The sequence below is a fragment of the Pseudomonas sp. R3-41 genome (genome assembly GCF_054161485.1).
In genome coordinates, this window is record NZ_CP096421.1 from 2,993,718 (window position 1) to 3,010,074 (window position 16,357).

Here is a 16,357-nt window from a genome sequence, read left to right on the forward strand (position 1 = left end):
GAGTCCGCAAAGGCTACCATAGCGGCTGAGGTGGGAGCGGGCTTGCTCGCGAAAGCGGCGGTACATTCAGCATTGATGCAAGCTGACCCGCTGCCTTCGCGAGCAAGCCCGCTCCCACAGAGAAGGGTGCAGTGACGGCCTCAATCACATCACCGCACCGATCTGCCAGGGCAGAAACTCGTTATCGCCCAAGCCATTTTCCTCGCTGCAGGTGCGGTGCCCGGACGCGGTCGCCAACATCAGTCGGAACAACCGCTCGCCCGCCTGTGCAACCGATTCCAGGCCATCGACGATGCCGCCGGCGTTGAAGTCCATGTCCAGCTCCATGCGCTGGAACAGCTGGGTGTTGGTGGCGATTTTCAAGGAGGGCGTGGGCTTGCACCCATAGGTCGAGCCGCGGCCCGTGGTGAAGCAGATCAGGTTCGCGCCGCCCGCCACCTGGCCGGTCGCCGACACCGGGTCGTAGCCGGGTGTGTCCATGAACACCAGGCCACGGGCATCGATCGTTTCAGCGTATGGGTAGACGCCCATCAGCCCGCTCGCACCGGCTTTCGCCACGGCGCCCAGGGATTTCTCCAGGATGGTGGTGATGCCCCCGGCCTTGTTGCCCGGCGAAGGATTGTTGTTCATGTCACCGTCGTTGTGGCGGACGTAGGCTTCCCACCAATGGATCCGCGCCATCAATTTTTCGGCAATGTCGGCCGACGCGGCGCGGGCCGTCAGCAAGTGTTCGGCCCCATAGATTTCCGGTGTCTCCGAAAGGATCGCCGTGCCGCCCTGTTGCACCAGCAGGTCCACGGCCGCGCCGAGTGCCGGATTGGCCGTGATGCCGGAGTAGCCGTCCGAACCGCCGCATTGCAAGCCGACGCATAAGTGGCTGGCGGCAACGGTCGTCCGCTGGCATTGGTCGATGAGGGGCAGCATCGCTTCAATGAGGGCGATGCCACGTCGCACGGCGTCGCGAGTACCGCCTTCGTCCTGGATGACCAGGCTGGCCTTGAGCGCCGCGGGGCGATCCCCCAGTTCATTCATCAACGGGGTAAGTTGATTGACCTCGCAACCCAGGCCGATCAACAGCACACCGGCGAAATTGGCGTGATCGGCATAGCCGCGCAAGGTTCGCTTGAGAATATCGATGCCTTCGCCCTTGGCACCCATGCCACAGCCGCTGCCATGGGTGATCGCAACGACGCCGTCGACGTTGGCGAAGTCTTTCAAGCGCTCGGCAGAAAAGGCGTTGGCAATCTGCTTGCAGACGGTTGCCGAGCAGTTGACGCTGGAAATGACCCCGATGTAATTGCGCGTGCCGACGCGTCCATCCTCGCGGACGTAACCTTCGAAGGTCGCGGGGTTGTCGCTCAACGACGTGGGGACATAAACATTCCGTACGCTGTGTTCGGCAGTGGCGGCGGGCATGTCCAGGTTGTGCACGTGGACGTGATCGCCGGGCTCGATGGCCTGGGTGGCCTGGCCGATGGTCTGCCCGTACTTGAGCACCCGCTGGCCGACCAGCACCTTGCGCAAGGCGATCTTGTGGCCGGACGGAACCGTCTGCCGGGCGATCAGGGTGAGGCCGTCGGCACTCACCGGCTGGCCCTCGAGGATATCGCCTCGGGCCACCGCGACATCATCACCCGGTGTCAAAACAAGCAAAGCATTAGGCGGGTTCATGGGCGTCCTCCGATTCCTAGCACTCGATGATTGCCTTGACGACACCTTGCTTGGGGTCGAGCAAGGTAGCGAACGATTGGGGCACATCGTCCAGCGTCAATCGGTGGGTGTTCAGGGCCGCATCCGGAATCAAGCCGTCGCGCAGGCATTGCTCGACGTACCGGAAGTCTTCCTGGGTGGCGTTGCGGCTGCCCATCAGCGTGGCTTCGCGCTTGTGGAATTCAGGGTCGGAGAAAGTGATCGAGTCCCGAACCACCGAGATCATCACGTAGGTGCCGCCGTGGGCGATGAATTCGAACCCGCGCTCCATGGCCCGTGCATTGCCGGTGGCGTCGAAGACCACGTCAAAAAAATCGCCCTCGGTCAGATCGGCCAGGGCCTGCTTGTCGCCGTCTCCGATGTGCACGGCGGCGTGGATATTCAGGTGTTGCCTGCAGAACGACAGGCGATCCTCACGCGTATCCAGGACGGTGACTTTCGCACCGCGCAGGCTGGCGAAGATCGCCGCCGCCATGCCGATCGGGCCGGTACCGACCACCAGGGCGTGTTTCTGCGCCTGGATGTTCGAGCGACGCACGGCGTGGGCGCCGATCGAGAGGAATTCGATCATCGCGGCCTGGTCCAGGGAAATCCCCGCCGCCTTGTGAACGAACGCATGGGGAACGCTCAGGTATTGGGTGAACGCGCCGTCGCAGTGGACCCCCAGCACCTGGATCTGGGTGCAGCAGTTGGTCTTGCCCTGGCGGCAGGCGATGCAAGTCCCGCAGGACAGGTACGGCATCACATAGACGACGTCACCCACAGCCAGGCCGCTAGCCTCGTCGGTACCTTCCACGATCCCCGAGAACTCGTGGCCCATGACCCGCGGATATTCGAGGTACGGTTGGTTACCGGTGAAGATGTGCAGGTCCGTGCCGCAGACCCCGACGCGCTTGACCCGGATGAGCACCTCCCCGGGTTTCCTGAGGGGGCGCTCACGCTCGATGGCGGTGAGCGAGCCGGGTTCGTTACAGATGATCGTCAGCATGTCGATGCTCCTTGGCTGGCACACAGGCAATGGGTTGCCTGCAGGCGGGAGGAGGGTTGTGAGCGCGCGGCTGCCGGGACCGGGGCTCTCTTTTTTGTTGTAGGCGAGCGGTGTCCTGCACCGAAGACCTGGGTCCGAAACTACAGGCCGAAAAAAATATTGGCAAGACCAATTAATAAAGAAATAAATTGGACTGACCAGTGGGGCGGGGCTCGTCTGACATTGCATCATTGACTGAACCCAGGTCCATTTCGACAGGTCACTGGTTTGTCAGGAATGAAAAACAGGATGGACCCTCTGATGCGACCTATTGCCCTCACCAGCCTCTCCTTCGTCGCGCTGATGTGCGTGGCCTGTTCAAGCCAACCGCCTGCCACCTGGAGCTACGCCGACGCCCAGGGACGAGCCAATCTCCCCCCCGACCAGGCCTACCCCGAGCTTTTTGAAGCGGTGCAGCGTGGGCAGGTATTCACCGACCAGAAGCATTTCGTGGACGCATTGCCCAACCGTGATCCGGCCCGGATCCGCGCCGATTACCTGGCCCAACGGGGCCGCGACGGCTTCGATATCAAGGCCTTCGTGAAAGACAACTTCATCGAGTCCGGCGCAGCCGAAAGCCCGGCCCCCAGGCCCGGCGCTCCGATCAAGGAACACATCGACAACCTCTGGCCGGTGCTGAGCCGCTCCTACAGCCAGGTGCCGGCCTATAGCAGTTTGTTGCCATTGCCGCAGCCGTATGTGGTGCCCGGCGGACGCTTTCGCGAGATGTACTACTGGGATTCGTATTTCACCATGCTCGGGCTTGAGCAAAGCGGCGATAAGGCCCAGGTCCGCCAGATGACCGATAACTTCGCCTACATGATCGACACCTACGGTCACATCCCCAACGGCAATCGCACCTACTACCTGAGCCGGTCGCAGCCGCCATTCTTTGCCTACATGGTGGAGTTGCAGGCGCGTATCGAAGGTGACCAGGCCTATGGGCGATACCTGCCGCAGTTGCAGAAGGAGTATGCCTATTGGATGGAGGGCGCCCAGGCGCTCAAGCCCGGTGACGCTGCCCGACACGTGGTCAAGCTCGCTGATGGCAGTGTGCTCAACCGCTACTGGGATGCCAGCCCGACACCTCGACAGGAGTCCTGGTTGCAAGATGTCAGCACCGCCGAACAGGTGCCGGAGCGGCCCAAGGAGGAGGTTTGGCGTGATCTGCGCGCCGGCGCCGAAAGCGGCTGGGACTTCAGTTCGCGCTGGTTGGACGACGGCCAGAACCTGGCGAGCATTCGCACCACGGCCATCGTGCCCGTGGACCTCAATAGCCTGATCTATCATCTGGAGCACACCATCGCCAAAGCCTGCGAGACGGTGCAAAACATGGCCTGTGTCCAGGCTTATGGCCGGCGCGCCGAACTGCGCCAGCGGGCCATCGAGAAGCATTTGTGGAATGCCGACAAAGGCTTCTACGTGGACTATGACTGGCAACGCAACCAGCAACGCCAAGGCCTCACGGCCGCGACGCTGTTCCCGCTGTACACGGGCCTGGCCGCTGTCGAGCATGCCAATCGCACCGCCGATGCGGTGCGTGACGGCCTGTTGCGCCCCGGGGGTATCGCCACTACCCAGGCCAGCAATGGCCAGCAATGGGACGAACCCAATGGCTGGGCACCGCTGCAATGGGTCGCGGTGGAAGGACTGGAGCGCTACCAGCACACCGCGCTGGCGCAACAGATCGGCAGTCGTTTCTTGCAGCAAGTCGAGAACCTCTACGGCAAGGAAAACAAGCTGGTGGAAAAATACGACCTGTCCGGTCGCGGCGATGGCGGGGGAGGCGGCGAGTATGAATTGCAGGATGGTTTCGGCTGGACCAACGGTGTGACGCTCAAGTTGCTGGGCAAATATGGCGAGACGTCTCAAAGCCTGGTGGGTAAGTAAATGCCACACACACATCCCCTGTGGGAGCGGGCTTGCTCGCGAAAGGGGTGGTTCAGCCACATTGAAGGTTGCTGACGCGCCGTCTTCGCGAGCAAGCCCGCTCCCACAGGGGATGTGGGGTGTGTCTCAAGCCTCACCGTCGCCTCGGAAAAAACTGTGGAGGGCACAAATCTCCTCTACCCGAATCGAGACGTACTTGTGGCGAGGGAGCTTGCTCCCGCTCGGCTGCGCAGCAGTCGCAAAAGCGGTGTGCGCGGTGTGCCTGGCGAAACGGTGTGGCTGATTTGGGGTTGCTGCGCAACCCAGCGGGAGCAAGCTCCCTCGCCACAAGTGCCGGTGTTGGATGGGCTGGATGTGATCGGGTACTGAGCCGTTGCGGGCTCGCTACTCATGCACCGTAACCCGGTTGCGCCCGGTCTTCTTCGAGGTATACAGCGCCTGGTCCGCCCTGGCGATCAGGTCGGCGTGGTCGTTCGCGGGCTGGCTCAGGTCGGCCACGCCCAGGCTGATGGTGAAACGGATGGCCTGGTCGTTGTACTGCACCTCCAGCGCTTCGACGGCCTGGCGCATACGCTCGGCAAAGATCTGTGCGCCGGCCTTGTCGGTGTCTGACAGCACCACGCCGAACTCTTCACCACCATAACGTCCCGCCACGTCGGATTCGCGTACATGCTCGCGCAGCAGCCTGGCGACATGTTCGATGACCTTGTCGCCCGCCTGGTGGCCGTAGGTGTCGTTGACCCGCTTGAAGTGATCGATATCGAGCATCACCAGGCTCAACGCATTGCCGTAGCGCTGGTGCCGGGCGTAGGCGGCTTTGAGGTTGCTTTCCCAATGACCGCGGTTGTACAACCCCGTCAGCCGATCGGTGCTGGAGAGGAGTTGCAGCTGTGCGTTGGCGGCTTGGAGCTGATGCCGGTTGGTGGCGACGTCGGTGACGTCATAGATCACCAGGCAGATGTGCTTGATGGTGTTGTCCGGCGAGCGCAACGGCAACAGGGTGGTGTTCTGGTACATGAACGCTTCCTGGCCGGTGATCGGCTGGTAGCTCTTGAAGCGCATCAGGTAAGGACGCTGCTCCCAGACCGTGAACGCCGGCGTGCCCAGGGTCGCGACGCTTTCCACCTTGCGGCTGAACCATTGGCGATCGATTTCAGGGAACAGGCTGAAAAAATGCTGGTTGTGGGCGTCCTTGGGCTGCACCCCGGAGCGGTTCTCCATGAAGGTGTTCCAGACTTGCACGCGGTACTCGCGGTCGAGCACCACCACCCCGACGTCGATGCTCTGAACGATCGCCAGCAACCAGTGGAACTCGTTCAGATCGATGGATTCGCTCATGGCTCAGTTCATCAGGTAGGCAAGTTTATGGGTCAACCGTTCGATGGAGTCCTCCGTGAACAGCAGCAACAGGTCGAAACGAATATCGTGCCCCTCCAGGCTGTAGCTGATTTCCACCGCCAGGGTCTTTTTCCAGTGCTTGCTGTTGTCCCGGATCAATTCCTCGATGGCGGCGTGCTGGCCGAGAATCTGCGGGTGGCCCTGGGAAAACACCACGTCGATCTGTTCGGCAATGCTGCTCAGGCACGCGCCGATCAGGACGCTGGAAAGGTCCAGAAGCATTTCCAGGTCCGAATAGTCGGCGCTCTGGCGCTGCATCAATTGCGCGATATCGGCGATTTCCGAATCGTGGAAGATCAGCAAGGCTTCGCCGGCGATGCCGCTGCCGATAAACCCCTGGCAAATGGCGGTGAGTTGCTGGGAGCTGCCGACGTCGTTCAAGGCCATGTGCAGTTCCCCGACCTCAAGGAGGTTGACGTTCGGCACCGGCAATTGCACGAAGACCCCCAACACCTTGGCGATCAGCGCCGCCGCCCGGCCGATGGCCACGTTGACGGTCTCGCGGAACGCATCGTGGAAACCGATGGCCACGTTCGTGGCCGAACGATTCTGCGGCGGCACCTGCCCGGGTTGGGCGAGTAGCCCCAGCCGCGCCAGCGTCTGGCGCAGGTCGTTTTCGTCGAACGGTTTTTTCAGGAACGCCAGGGCGCCCAACTCCAGCACGCGGCGCACCGCCTCATCCTGGACGTCACCGGAAATCACGATCACCTGCGCCTTCAAGCCCTCGTCGCGCAAGGCGCTCAACACTTGGTAGCCATCCATCTCCGGCATGGTCAGGTCGAGCAACACCACGTGGCCCAGGCCTTGGCGTATGGCGTCCATGGCCTGGCGCCCGTTGACCGCCTCGGTGACCGAAACCGGCCAGTCCGCCGGCAGGGCACGCAACACCTGTTTGCGCGCCATGTTGGAGTCGTCACACACCACCAGAGGGATCAACGACACAAGGACATCCATCGAATTTCAATGGCAGGAGAGGAGGTGTTGCGTACGTCATTCATAGGCTTGCAAAGACCCTTTTGATTAACGAATCGGGTTTATCAAGCGTGGTGTCCAGCACCAGACACTGCTGGACACGGTTGTATTGAAACTGGACCAATAAGTCAGGGACGTCAACTGCACTTCGTCATCGAATCCTGGGCAAAGCCACGGTCGGCGCGCGATTGGGCGTGGCAGGCGCGGTTTGTGGTCTATAGTTTTCAGCAGGCGGTCGGTGACCCGCAGTCCGTCAGTGGGAACAATGCAGGGAGCACACCATGGCGATCCAACGGGCGAGTGTCATGACGTCGGCCCCGAGTGTCGTCCATCGAGAAAACGCCCAGGCCGATGTGACGAACAATCTGTTTCGGCGCGGTTTCGACCAGGCCAGGGAAGCCTATATCCTGTTCCCGTTGCTGGCGGTCCTGCTGCTGTTGCTCATCTGGGCCGGCACCCTGTACCTCATCAAGGTCGAACACGCTCGTGCGCAGCAGGGAATTGCCGAAGCGAGCCTGGAGATCGGCGCAACCTACGAAGCGCAGATCCTGCGGGCGGTGCGTGAAATCGACCAGACCCTCAAGCTGGTCAAGTACACCTACGAGTCCGAGCGGGAGCCCAACCCGTTGCCCAAGCTCAAGGCACGCGGCTTGCTGCCTTCTCCCTACTTGTTTGACGTCAGCGTTGTCGATGCCAGTGGCCGGGTCGTGGCCAGTACCCAGCCGAGCGAGGCCGGAAGCAGGATGGCCAAGGACGCGCTGCAAACACCAGGGCCGGACACGGCGCTGTCGATTGGCCGCCCGCGGAAAAGCCCGGCGACGGGGGAGTGGACATTGCGTTTCAGTCGGCGGCTCGATGAAGGAAATGGCGGGTTCGCCGGGATCGCCATGATCGAGGTCGACGCGGCCTATTTCGTCAGCAGTTATGACCCCTCGAAACTGGGCGACCACGGCTTGCTCGGCCTGCTGGGCATCGACGGTATCTTCCGGGCACGGCGCAGCGGGGAAACGATCTCGGCCGGTGACCCGATCGATTACGCCAGCGTGGTGCCGGATACGGAAAACACCGAGGCCGTACGCGCGATCAACCCATGGGACGGTGTGCGGCGCTATACCAGCGCCCGCCAGCTCTACGACTTTCCGCTGGCGGTGATCGTCGGTTTGTCCGAGGAAGAACAACTGGCTGCGGTGACCCGGCAGGCGCAGCGCTATCTCTGGCGCGCGGCGGGCGCCAGCCTGCTACTGGTGTTGTTGGCGGGACTTCTCGCGCGGATGAGCTGGCAACTGGCGCAAAGCCGCTTGCGTGCGGGCGAAGCGAAAATTGCCTACGCGGAAAGTGTCGAGTACCTGGCCTATCACGACGGCCTCACGGCATTGCCCAATCGCAGCCTGTTCAGCAAGTTGTTGAGCCAGAGCATCCGTGAGGCCGACCGTTACGATCGGCAATTGGCCGTGTTGTTCCTTGACCTCGACCGTTTCAAGCAAGTCAATGACACGCTGGGACACGATGCCGGCGATCAACTGCTCATGGAGGTGGCGCAGCGCCTCGAGGCGTGTCTGCGCAGCAGCGATACGGTGGCCCGGTTGGGCGGCGACGAATTCGTGATCCTGCTGCCGGAGCTGTCGCAGGACAACGACGTGGCGAGCGCCGCGCAGAAAGTCCTTGGTGCGATTGCCCGGCCTTTCAACCTTCAGGGCCAGGAGTTTCGGGTGACTGCCAGCGTCGGGATCAGCGTGTTTCCACAGGATGGCCTGGACGAGCAGACCCTCACGAAAAACGCCGATATCGCGATGTACCAGGCCAAGCAACGTGGCAAGAACAACTTCCAGTTCTACTCCGCGAAACTGAACGCCGATTCCCTGGAACGGCTGACCCTGGAGCTGAGCCTGCGCCACGCGCTGGAGCGCCAGGAGTTCCAACTGCATTACCAGGCCAAGCGGGACATTCGCAGCGGCCAGATCACCGGCATGGAAGCACTGCTGCGCTGGAATCATCCCGACCTGGGGATCGTGGCGCCCATGCAATTCATCCCCATTGCGGAAGAGACCGGTTTGATCGTGCCGATCGGCAAGTGGGTGCTCAAGACCGCTTGCCAGCAAAACGTCGCCTGGCAACGACAAGGCCTGCCGCACCTGGGCGTCGCCGTGAACCTCACGGCACGGCAGTTTGCCGATGAGGACCTGCTGGCGGATTTGGCCGAGATATTGGCCGAAACCGGTATGGATGCGCGCCTGCTGGAACTGGAAATCGCCGAGCGCCTGCTCATGCAGGACGTCAAGAGGGCGCTGAGTGTGTTGACCGGGCTCAAGCGCCTGCAGGTCCGTATCGCCATCGATGATTTCGGTATCGGCTATTCGTCGCTCTCTGCCCTCGAACAGTTTCCGTTGGATGTCATCAAGATCGACCGCTCGTGTATCTGCGACACCAGCAGCGTGTCGGAAGACAAAGCCCTGACCGAGGCCATCATCGCGATGGGCCGCACCCTCAGCCTGACCGTGGTGGCCCAGGGCGTGGAAACCAAGGAGCAGGCCGATTTCCTGCGGGACAATGCGTGCGATGAGTTTCAGGGTTTCTACTTCAACAGGCCGATTCCCGCCGATCAGTTCAAGTTATTGCTGCAGGCCCAGGCAACTGATCCAAACCTCGATCCGTAAGGGCTCGCCATTCATTGCGGCTCGAGCGGCAGTGCCCGGACGCTGTCATCCAGCTCCCGCGCGTCGATATAGCCGATGGTGTCGGGGTTCTCGGCAATACGTTTCTTGACTTCCGTGCCGCTTGAAACCGCCAGTGGCGGCTGGCCCCTGCCGGTGAAGATGATTTTTGACCAGTGCGCCTTGAGCTGGGCTGCGGACTTGCTGGTGATCGTTGTGTAGAACTCATCGCGGGTCGGGGAGTCTTCTGTCTGGTCAATGGGAATCGCCTGGCCACCACCGGGAAAACGACTGGCCTTGCCCAGGAAAATATCCGCCACCTGATTGCGCGCGAGTGTCTTCACCGGGCTGGACGTGGCGACGACCACCACCACGTCGGCCTTGACGGCAGCGCTGGCGGCGCCCAGGGCGAGCCCCGCCACAGCGAATCCGATGAATCTCACAACCCACATGGCCTGCTCCATCAGAAGACAAAATCCACAGCCAGGCTGATGACGTTGAGCGAGCCCCCCGACGTGAAGTCCGGTTGGGGATTGATCAGCGGACCGACCGAGTTGCCCTTGAAACGCGTGTGATCGAATTGCACTTTGGCATCCATGTTCCTGGTGAAATCCCAGCGCACGCCCAGAGAGAGGGTCTGCTGGCCTTCGTTCGAGCCCAGGACGCTGTTGAGCGCACCGTTGAGCTCGGCGGCCGTGCCCGCCAAGGCGGGTGGCAACGCCGCTATCGTCAGGCCCGGGCTGGAAACTTCGGTTTCGGTCCGGGAGCGTGCGTAGGTGACGTAAGGCGTGAACGCTTCGATGCGGTACCCGCCGCTGATGTACCAGGCACTGGTGCGGCCCAGGCCGGAGCGGCTATCGAGACGCCCCCATTCACTCATGACGAACCAGTCGCCCGGATCGTAGCTGGCGCCCACGCCGAGAAATTCGACGGGGGTGTCATCGGAGTCGTAGCGATCGGCGATGGCGATGCCTTCTGGACCGAACGCCCTGAACGTATCGAAGAGTGAATTGAACTGCTCCAGGGTCAGGTCGGCTTTCATGTAGGTGATGCGCGTGGTGAGCACGTCGAATTCGGTGGTATCGGTGATTCCCCAGAAGTTTCTCGTCAGTGCCTTGCCGGCCCCGTCGGGCTGCCGGCTGTCGGTCTGGCCGTAGTGAGCCTGCACGGTATTGATGATTGCATCGACATGAAACCGGTAGCTGCCATCGATGCCGTCGCTGCTGGAGATCGGCATCAGGCTGTAGACCTCCATGGGCGCGCGTACCCAGGGCAGGGTATAGCCCACCTTACGGGTGTCGGACACCAGGAAGGTCGGCAACACAGTACGGCCAAAGCGTGCGTTGAAATCCGGCGTGAATTGGTACTTGATGTTGGCCCACTCGACGAAGGGCCGGTAGCTGTTGTCGTAGCGCTGCTCGGAAATGACCTGCACCACGGCCGAAAGTTGCGGGGTGAAGGTGGCGGTCAGTTGGGCGCCTATCAGGCTGTCGACATCGGCGCTCCAGTTGCGCGAATGCCCGGCGCCGTTGGGCTTGAAGATGCTGGACGTGAAGTCGGCTTTTTTCTCGCTGGAATGGACGATCCCCACCGTGCCGAAACTGCTCAGCGAGAACATCTCGGTAGCGTCGGCACTGGCGCCGCCGGCATACAGCGTCACGACGACCAAGGCCAAGGTATTGGGTTTTTTCGCCATGGGCTCAAGGTGACCTCGTTGCGTGGATCGCCATTCGTCTGTTCCTTGTACGTCGGCTGAAACTGCGCGCCATTTACCCACCGAAGCCTAGTCTAGATGGCCAATTTGAGCGTAAAGGTCGCCCCTGTTCCCGGCCCATCGCTATGGGCCTCCAGCGAACCGCCCATCTCCATGGCCGCCAGGACGCAACTGTGCAGGCCAAAGCCATGGCCATCCTTGCGTGTGGTAAAGCCGTGGGCAAAGATCCGCGTCAGATTCTCGGGCACGATGCCTTCGCCGTTGTCGATGACTTTGATGACCAGGGTGTCGTCCTGGGGAATCTCGCTCTGAAGGATGATTTGAGGGGCCGGCTCCAACCGGTCGCCCATTGCCCTGCTGGCGTTTTTTATCAGGTTGATCAGGATCAGCAGCACCCGGTGCTTGTCCAGTTGCAGCAAGGGCGTATCGGCCAGGTTTCTCACCACGGTGATCCGATGCGCCGCGATGATGCCGGCGTTCATGCGCAGGGCATCCTCGATCAGTTCCTTGACCTGCACGGTTTCGGCGAGGCTGGATGGACCTGCATAGGATTGCTGGGCGGCGACGATTTCCTTGATGTGGTCGACGCTTTTGCTCAGTTGGCCGAGTTCTTCGGTCATGCTCTGTTGCTCGATCGCCAGTGCGTCCACCAACTGGTTCAGGTAGCCGGGCAACAGCTTGCCTTTGTCGTCATGGGAGATGAAATCGCCGAGGTCTTCGGCGTGCTCGTTCATCATTTGCACCGCCTTGCCAAGCCCCAAGGCCTTGCTGGTGCGCAGTTTGCGGGTGACCAGGTCGGCGGAGATATTCACGCTGTTAAGCACGTTACCGACGTTGTGCAGCACATTGGTGGCGATTTCCGCCATGCCAGCCTGGCGTGCGGCCGCGGCCAGTTGGACCTGGGCTTCGGCGGCACGCAAGCGGCTCTGCGCCAGCTGCCAGCTCATCCGGGCGAGCAGGCCCACCAGCAACACCAGTACCAGGCTACCGCCCGCGGCACGCCACAGATAGGTACGCGCTTGCTGGTTCACCGCGGCCAGCTGTTCTTCCTCGGACAAGCCGACGATCACCGCCAGCGGAAAATCGTAGAGCTGGCGGGCACTGGTGTAGCGCCGCACGCCGTCCCAACCGTTGATCGAGAGCTTCGCCTCGGTGTTTTCGGCGTCCGGCACCACCGCCGTGTAATTGACCGCATCGCCGGCCGATAGCGTTTCCCCGGTGCGCCGTACGCGAAAGATGCCGTCCGTGCCCAGCAGCCCGAGCGCACCCTGGTCGCCGAGTTTCGAGGCGTCGTAGCTGCTGACGAAATAGGCAGCATCCACTTCGACCCTGGCGATCCCGGAAAGCCTGCCATCCGCGGCATCGAGTCGCCGGCTGAAGCGCAAGCGCCATTCTCCAGTGATTGGGCTTTTCCATGGGTGGCTGATGGACAACGAATCGCTGTGTCGCAGTGTTTGCTGTTCATCCGGGTCAGCGATGTTTTCCCGGTCGTTGACCCGCGTGCTCGCCACGAACCGGCCGTCCGGATTGACCACGCTGACGTCGAACACCAAGGCCGGCGGCAACAAGGCCCGCTCCTGGAGGCGGCGCAGGGGATTGGGCTCGTCCTCGGTCTCAAAGGTGTATTTGACCAGCTTGAGGGTCTGATCGATTTCATGGATGGCGCGCAACATTTGCGCTTCGTAGGTAGCACCCATCTCCAGGCTGGCCGTCGCGGCGCTCTGCTGCGCGCGAAGATGTTCAACCTTGATCAGGTAGAGGGTGGCGCTCCAGACAACCAGCAACAGCAGGGCGGCCAGCAGCGGGAACAGGATGTAGGCTTCCTTGGCCTGGTCGAAGAAGCGCCGAAGCGTGCTGGCTTCGGTACCGCCATCGGCTTCTGCACAATGAGCGGTGCCAGGGGCCAACCTCAGTGTCTCGGGCCGCTGGATCGGCATGGCTTGCTCCCTGCATTGTCCGACCGAAGGCTGGTGAGCATCCGACACGGTTACGGCTCGAAGGGGTGTTGCTCCTGAAGGCCCGAGCGAAAGAGCCTGGATGTGTCTGACTATAGACCACAAACTCTGCATGCCAATTATGCGAAGAGGGATGGAGTGTCGCGCAGGTCATTTGCGCTTTTTCAGGGATCTGATTGCGCGGGAAGAGGGCACATTGTGAATTGAACCCTGTGGCCCAAGTGCATCCTGTGGCGAGGGAGCTTGCTCCCGCTGGGCCGCGCAGCGGCCCCAAATCAGCCACACCGTTTCGCCAGGCACACCGCAGACACCGCTTTTGCGACTGCTGCGCAGCCGAGCGGGAGCAAGCTCCCTCGCCACAGATCTATCTTTCCCATGCTCTATTTCATAGGCACAGGATGCGGGTTCACACCGCTTGCTTGACCTTGCGATGCACCCACTGCGCCTCGTCCTTCAGCTCCAGGACGTGCCAATGGAAGTGCTCCAGGGAAGCGCTGTGCCCGACGCTGATCAAGATCGTGTCCGGCAGTGTCTGCCTGAGCAGCTGATAGCAACGCGCTTCGTTTGCCGCGTCCAGCGCCGAACTGCTTTCGTCGAGGAACAGCACCGTGGGCCGGGCCAGCAGGGCTCTGACGAACGCGCAGCGTTGCTGTTCGCCGATGCTGAGGGTCTGTGACCAGTCCCGCTCCTCTTCCAACTGATCGGCCAGGTGTTGCAGGCCGACTTGCTCCATGACCTGGCGTAGCGCGGCATCCTCTTCGCGATGGGGTGGGTTGGGGTACCAGAGCGCTTCGCGCAGGCTGCCCAGCGGCAGGTAGGGTTTTTGCGACAGGGTCAGGGCGCGCTCGCGGTCATAGCCACTCGAGCCGCGAGCGTGATGCCACAGCCCGGTGATCGTGCGGATCAGCGTCGATTTGCCGTAGCCGGACGGCGCGCTGATCATCAGGCTGTCGCCGGGTTTGAGTGACAGGTTGAAACCTTTGAACAACGGCCGGCCATTGGGCAGCCAGATGTCCAAGTCCTTGATATCAAGACCGCTGGCCTGCTGTTCGTGCCTGACCTGGGACTTGACCTCGACGTTATCCAGGCGCTCCTGGAAGCCGACCAAGCGGTCGACCACCGATTTCCATTCCGACAGTTCCGGGAACACGCTCACCAGGTAGGCGATGGCCGCGTGCACTTCGCCGAAGGCCGCGCTTATCTGCGTCAGGCGGCCGAGGGGAAAGGCGCCGGCGAAGAACTGTGGCGCCATGATGAACATCGGGATGACCGTCGCGCTGCGCAAATAGAAGGTCGAGTAGCCCATGATCAGCTTCTGTTTCTTGACCAGCGCCCAGAAGTTTTCCAGCGCCGCGTCCAGGCGGCGGTTGAAGCGTTCGTTCTCCACGACTTCGCCGCGGTATTGCGCCACCGAGTCAGCGTTCTCCCGCAGGCGGATGAGCGAGAAACGAAAGTCCGCTTCACGCCGCTGTTGCATGAAATTGAGGCTGGGCAGGGCGCGGCCCAGCCAAAAGGCCAGGCCGGTGCCCAGGAACGCATACACCAGGGCGATCCACACCAGCAGCCCCGGAATGACGAACGACTGATCGTTGAATGGCACGCTGACGAGGCTGGAGGCTTGCCAGAGGATATGCAGGAAGGAAAACAGCGACACCACCGCCGTCAATAGGCCCAGGCTCAACTTGAGTGACTTGACGATGAACAGGTCAATGTCTTCGGCGATCCGCTGGTCGGGGTTGTCGACATCGGTTTCGGTCAATTTCAGCTTCTGGTAGCGCTGGCTGCCCAGCCACTGATCGAGCATGTTGCGGGTCGCCCAGCGCCGCCAGCGGATGGTCAGCTTTTGCTGAAAGTGAAACGCGCCCACGGTAAAGGCCGCCGTGCCGATCTGCAGCAGGATGAATTGCAGGCTGCCGATCAGGAAGCCGTGGTAATCCAAGGCCTGCAAGGCGTTATAGAAATGCAGGTTCCAGAAGTTGGTGAGGATGTTGACACCGACCAGGCACAGGGTCATCAGCACGGTGGCCAACAGTAGCCACAGGGCCGGGTACTTTTCCTCGGAAGCCCAGAAAGGCCGCGCGAGACGCCAGAAGTTGCGGAGTGTGTGCATGGAGTCTTGATGAGCCTGGTCGCTAACGACGTTGAGTTTGCAGGGGAGGGAGGATAGGATCAGCCAATGCTAATCGTTTGCATTAATTAGGGAAAGCCACGGGAGCCCCGTTATCGAATTTCCAGAATGGCTTAACCAGGCCTGGCCGCCGATACAGCGGGTCATCCGGCAGGCACCTGGCGATCAGTCTTCCGTCGCGTTGAGCCAGCTTGCCGATCCTGCCGTGCTGCAACCCTTGCTGACTCGATTCGCCCTGCGTTACCCGGGGGTGAACCGTGCCGCCGTGGTGTCGCAGTGGTCGATGAACTACATGAGCATTGTCTTGCCCGCCACCCTGGCCTGTGTGCTGACGCGTCACTGCGCCATCGAGTTCTGGGGCGAGGACGCGCTGCTGTGGCACGACGACGGCCAACCGGCGGCGCTGGGCCTGGCTGCCGGGGTGTCGGACTTGGCCGCGGATGACCGGGCGGCCTACTGGTCGCGGTTGGTCCATGAGCACCTGGCGCCACTGTTCGGCACATTGGCCGCCGCCGGTGGCCTGGCCCCGAAAATATTGTGGGGCAACTTCGTCGCCATCTGGGACGGCGCCTTCGCCAGGATGGACCCGGAGCTGTCCAGGGATGGTTTCGCCGAGGCGCACCAGTGGCTGGAGCCCGTCACGGTGAACAATGGCCGCTTGAAGCTGCGGGGTCTGCAACGCATGGTCGAGTCACCGGCGCCGCAGATTTGCCCCAGCTTGCCCTTGCGCCGGCATTGCTGCCTGCATTACCAACTGCACGAGCCGGTCGAAGGCCAGCCGCCCGTGCTCTGCGAATCCTGCCCCAAGCTGCACCGCCTGCCGGTGGCGGAGCAGGTGAGCTACCTGCATTACATCTATGAGTAGGAATGAGCGCAGGTTTTGAACAGCCTTCGGGGTACTTGCCGGCATTC

Annotated in this window: 11 protein-coding genes; 3 read left to right on the top strand and 8 right to left on the bottom strand. The window is 61.9% G+C overall.

Annotation, left to right across the window (positions count from 1 at the left end; translation table 11 throughout):
* Positions 1-144 precede the first annotated feature (144 nt).
* On the bottom strand, positions 145-1,671 hold the full coding sequence (locus M1D99_RS13645; RefSeq protein WP_458132022.1) for a UxaA family hydrolase: 1,527 nt from the start codon (positions 1,669-1,671) through the stop codon (positions 145-147).
* A 16-nt stretch (positions 1,672-1,687) separates the two neighbouring features.
* On the bottom strand, positions 1,688-2,698 hold the full coding sequence (locus M1D99_RS13650; RefSeq protein ID WP_458132023.1) for a zinc-binding alcohol dehydrogenase family protein: 1,011 nt from the start codon (positions 2,696-2,698) through the stop codon (positions 1,688-1,690).
* Between the two features lie 300 nt (positions 2,699-2,998).
* Here M1D99_RS13650 and treA point away from each other — a divergent pair, with 300 nt between their 5' ends.
* Positions 2,999-4,627: an alpha,alpha-trehalase TreA gene (gene treA / locus M1D99_RS13655; RefSeq protein ID WP_458132024.1), complete on the top strand. Its 1,629-nt coding sequence runs from the start codon at positions 2,999-3,001 to the stop codon at positions 4,625-4,627.
* A 384-nt stretch (positions 4,628-5,011) separates the two neighbouring features.
* Here the strand turns inward: treA and M1D99_RS13660 are convergent, their stop codons facing one another.
* Positions 5,012-5,965, bottom strand: a complete 954-nt coding sequence (locus M1D99_RS13660; RefSeq protein ID WP_458132025.1) for a diguanylate cyclase — start codon at positions 5,963-5,965, stop codon at positions 5,012-5,014.
* Positions 5,966-5,968: 3 nt separating this feature from the next.
* A complete protein-coding gene (locus tag M1D99_RS13665) occupies positions 5,969-6,979 on the bottom strand; it encodes a response regulator (RefSeq protein WP_186704815.1) in 1,011 nt (336 codons plus the stop codon).
* A 299-nt stretch (positions 6,980-7,278) separates the two neighbouring features.
* Between M1D99_RS13665 and M1D99_RS13670 the strand changes: the two genes are divergently transcribed.
* On the top strand, positions 7,279-9,651 hold the full coding sequence (locus M1D99_RS13670) for a bifunctional diguanylate cyclase/phosphodiesterase (RefSeq protein WP_458132026.1): 2,373 nt from the start codon (positions 7,279-7,281) through the stop codon (positions 9,649-9,651).
* An 11-nt stretch (positions 9,652-9,662) separates the two neighbouring features.
* Here the strand turns inward: M1D99_RS13670 and M1D99_RS13675 are convergent, their stop codons facing one another.
* The 4 genes from M1D99_RS13675 to M1D99_RS13690 all read right to left on the bottom strand — a co-directional run bounded on the left by M1D99_RS13675 (position 9,663) and on the right by M1D99_RS13690 (position 15,427).
* Positions 9,663-10,100, bottom strand: coding sequence for a type 2 periplasmic-binding domain-containing protein (locus tag M1D99_RS13675; protein ID WP_186704816.1), 438 nt, complete (start codon positions 10,098-10,100; stop codon positions 9,663-9,665).
* Between the two features lie 11 nt (positions 10,101-10,111).
* Positions 10,112-11,344: a porin gene (locus tag M1D99_RS13680; RefSeq protein WP_458132027.1), complete on the bottom strand. Its 1,233-nt coding sequence runs from the start codon at positions 11,342-11,344 to the stop codon at positions 10,112-10,114.
* Positions 11,345-11,436: 92 nt separating this feature from the next.
* On the bottom strand, positions 11,437-13,299 hold the full coding sequence (locus M1D99_RS13685; protein ID WP_458132028.1) for an ATP-binding protein: 1,863 nt from the start codon (positions 13,297-13,299) through the stop codon (positions 11,437-11,439).
* A 424-nt stretch (positions 13,300-13,723) separates the two neighbouring features.
* Positions 13,724-15,427: an ABC transporter ATP-binding protein/permease gene (locus M1D99_RS13690; protein WP_458132029.1), complete on the bottom strand. Its 1,704-nt coding sequence runs from the start codon at positions 15,425-15,427 to the stop codon at positions 13,724-13,726.
* A gap of 199 nt (positions 15,428-15,626) precedes the next feature.
* Between M1D99_RS13690 and fhuF the strand changes: the two genes are divergently transcribed.
* Positions 15,627-16,310 carry a siderophore-iron reductase FhuF gene (gene fhuF / locus M1D99_RS13695; RefSeq protein WP_186704820.1) on the top strand — a complete coding sequence of 228 codons (684 nt, stop codon included), beginning with the start codon at positions 15,627-15,629 and terminating at the stop codon, positions 16,308-16,310.
* Positions 16,311-16,357: the final 47 nt, after the last annotated feature.

Coding starts and splice junctions, on each gene's coding strand:
- M1D99_RS13670 (WP_458132026.1), top strand. CDS start 7,279: ATGGCGATCCAACGGGCGAGTGTCATGACGTCGGCCCCGAGTGTCGTC.
- M1D99_RS13680 (WP_458132027.1), bottom strand. CDS start 11,344: ATGGCGAAAAAACCCAATACCTTGGCCTTGGTCGTCGTGACGCTGTAT.
- M1D99_RS13665 (WP_186704815.1), bottom strand. CDS start 6,979: ATGGATGTCCTTGTGTCGTTGATCCCTCTGGTGGTGTGTGACGACTCC.
- M1D99_RS13690 (WP_458132029.1), bottom strand. CDS start 15,427: ATGCACACACTCCGCAACTTCTGGCGTCTCGCGCGGCCTTTCTGGGCT.
- M1D99_RS13660 (WP_458132025.1), bottom strand. CDS start 5,965: ATGAGCGAATCCATCGATCTGAACGAGTTCCACTGGTTGCTGGCGATC.
- M1D99_RS13650 (WP_458132023.1), bottom strand. CDS start 2,698: ATGCTGACGATCATCTGTAACGAACCCGGCTCGCTCACCGCCATCGAG.
- M1D99_RS13685 (WP_458132028.1), bottom strand. CDS start 13,299: ATGCCGATCCAGCGGCCCGAGACACTGAGGTTGGCCCCTGGCACCGCT.
- M1D99_RS13675 (WP_186704816.1), bottom strand. CDS start 10,100: ATGTGGGTTGTGAGATTCATCGGATTCGCTGTGGCGGGGCTCGCCCTG.
- M1D99_RS13645 (WP_458132022.1), bottom strand. CDS start 1,671: ATGAACCCGCCTAATGCTTTGCTTGTTTTGACACCGGGTGATGATGTC.
- treA (WP_458132024.1), top strand. CDS start 2,999: ATGCGACCTATTGCCCTCACCAGCCTCTCCTTCGTCGCGCTGATGTGC.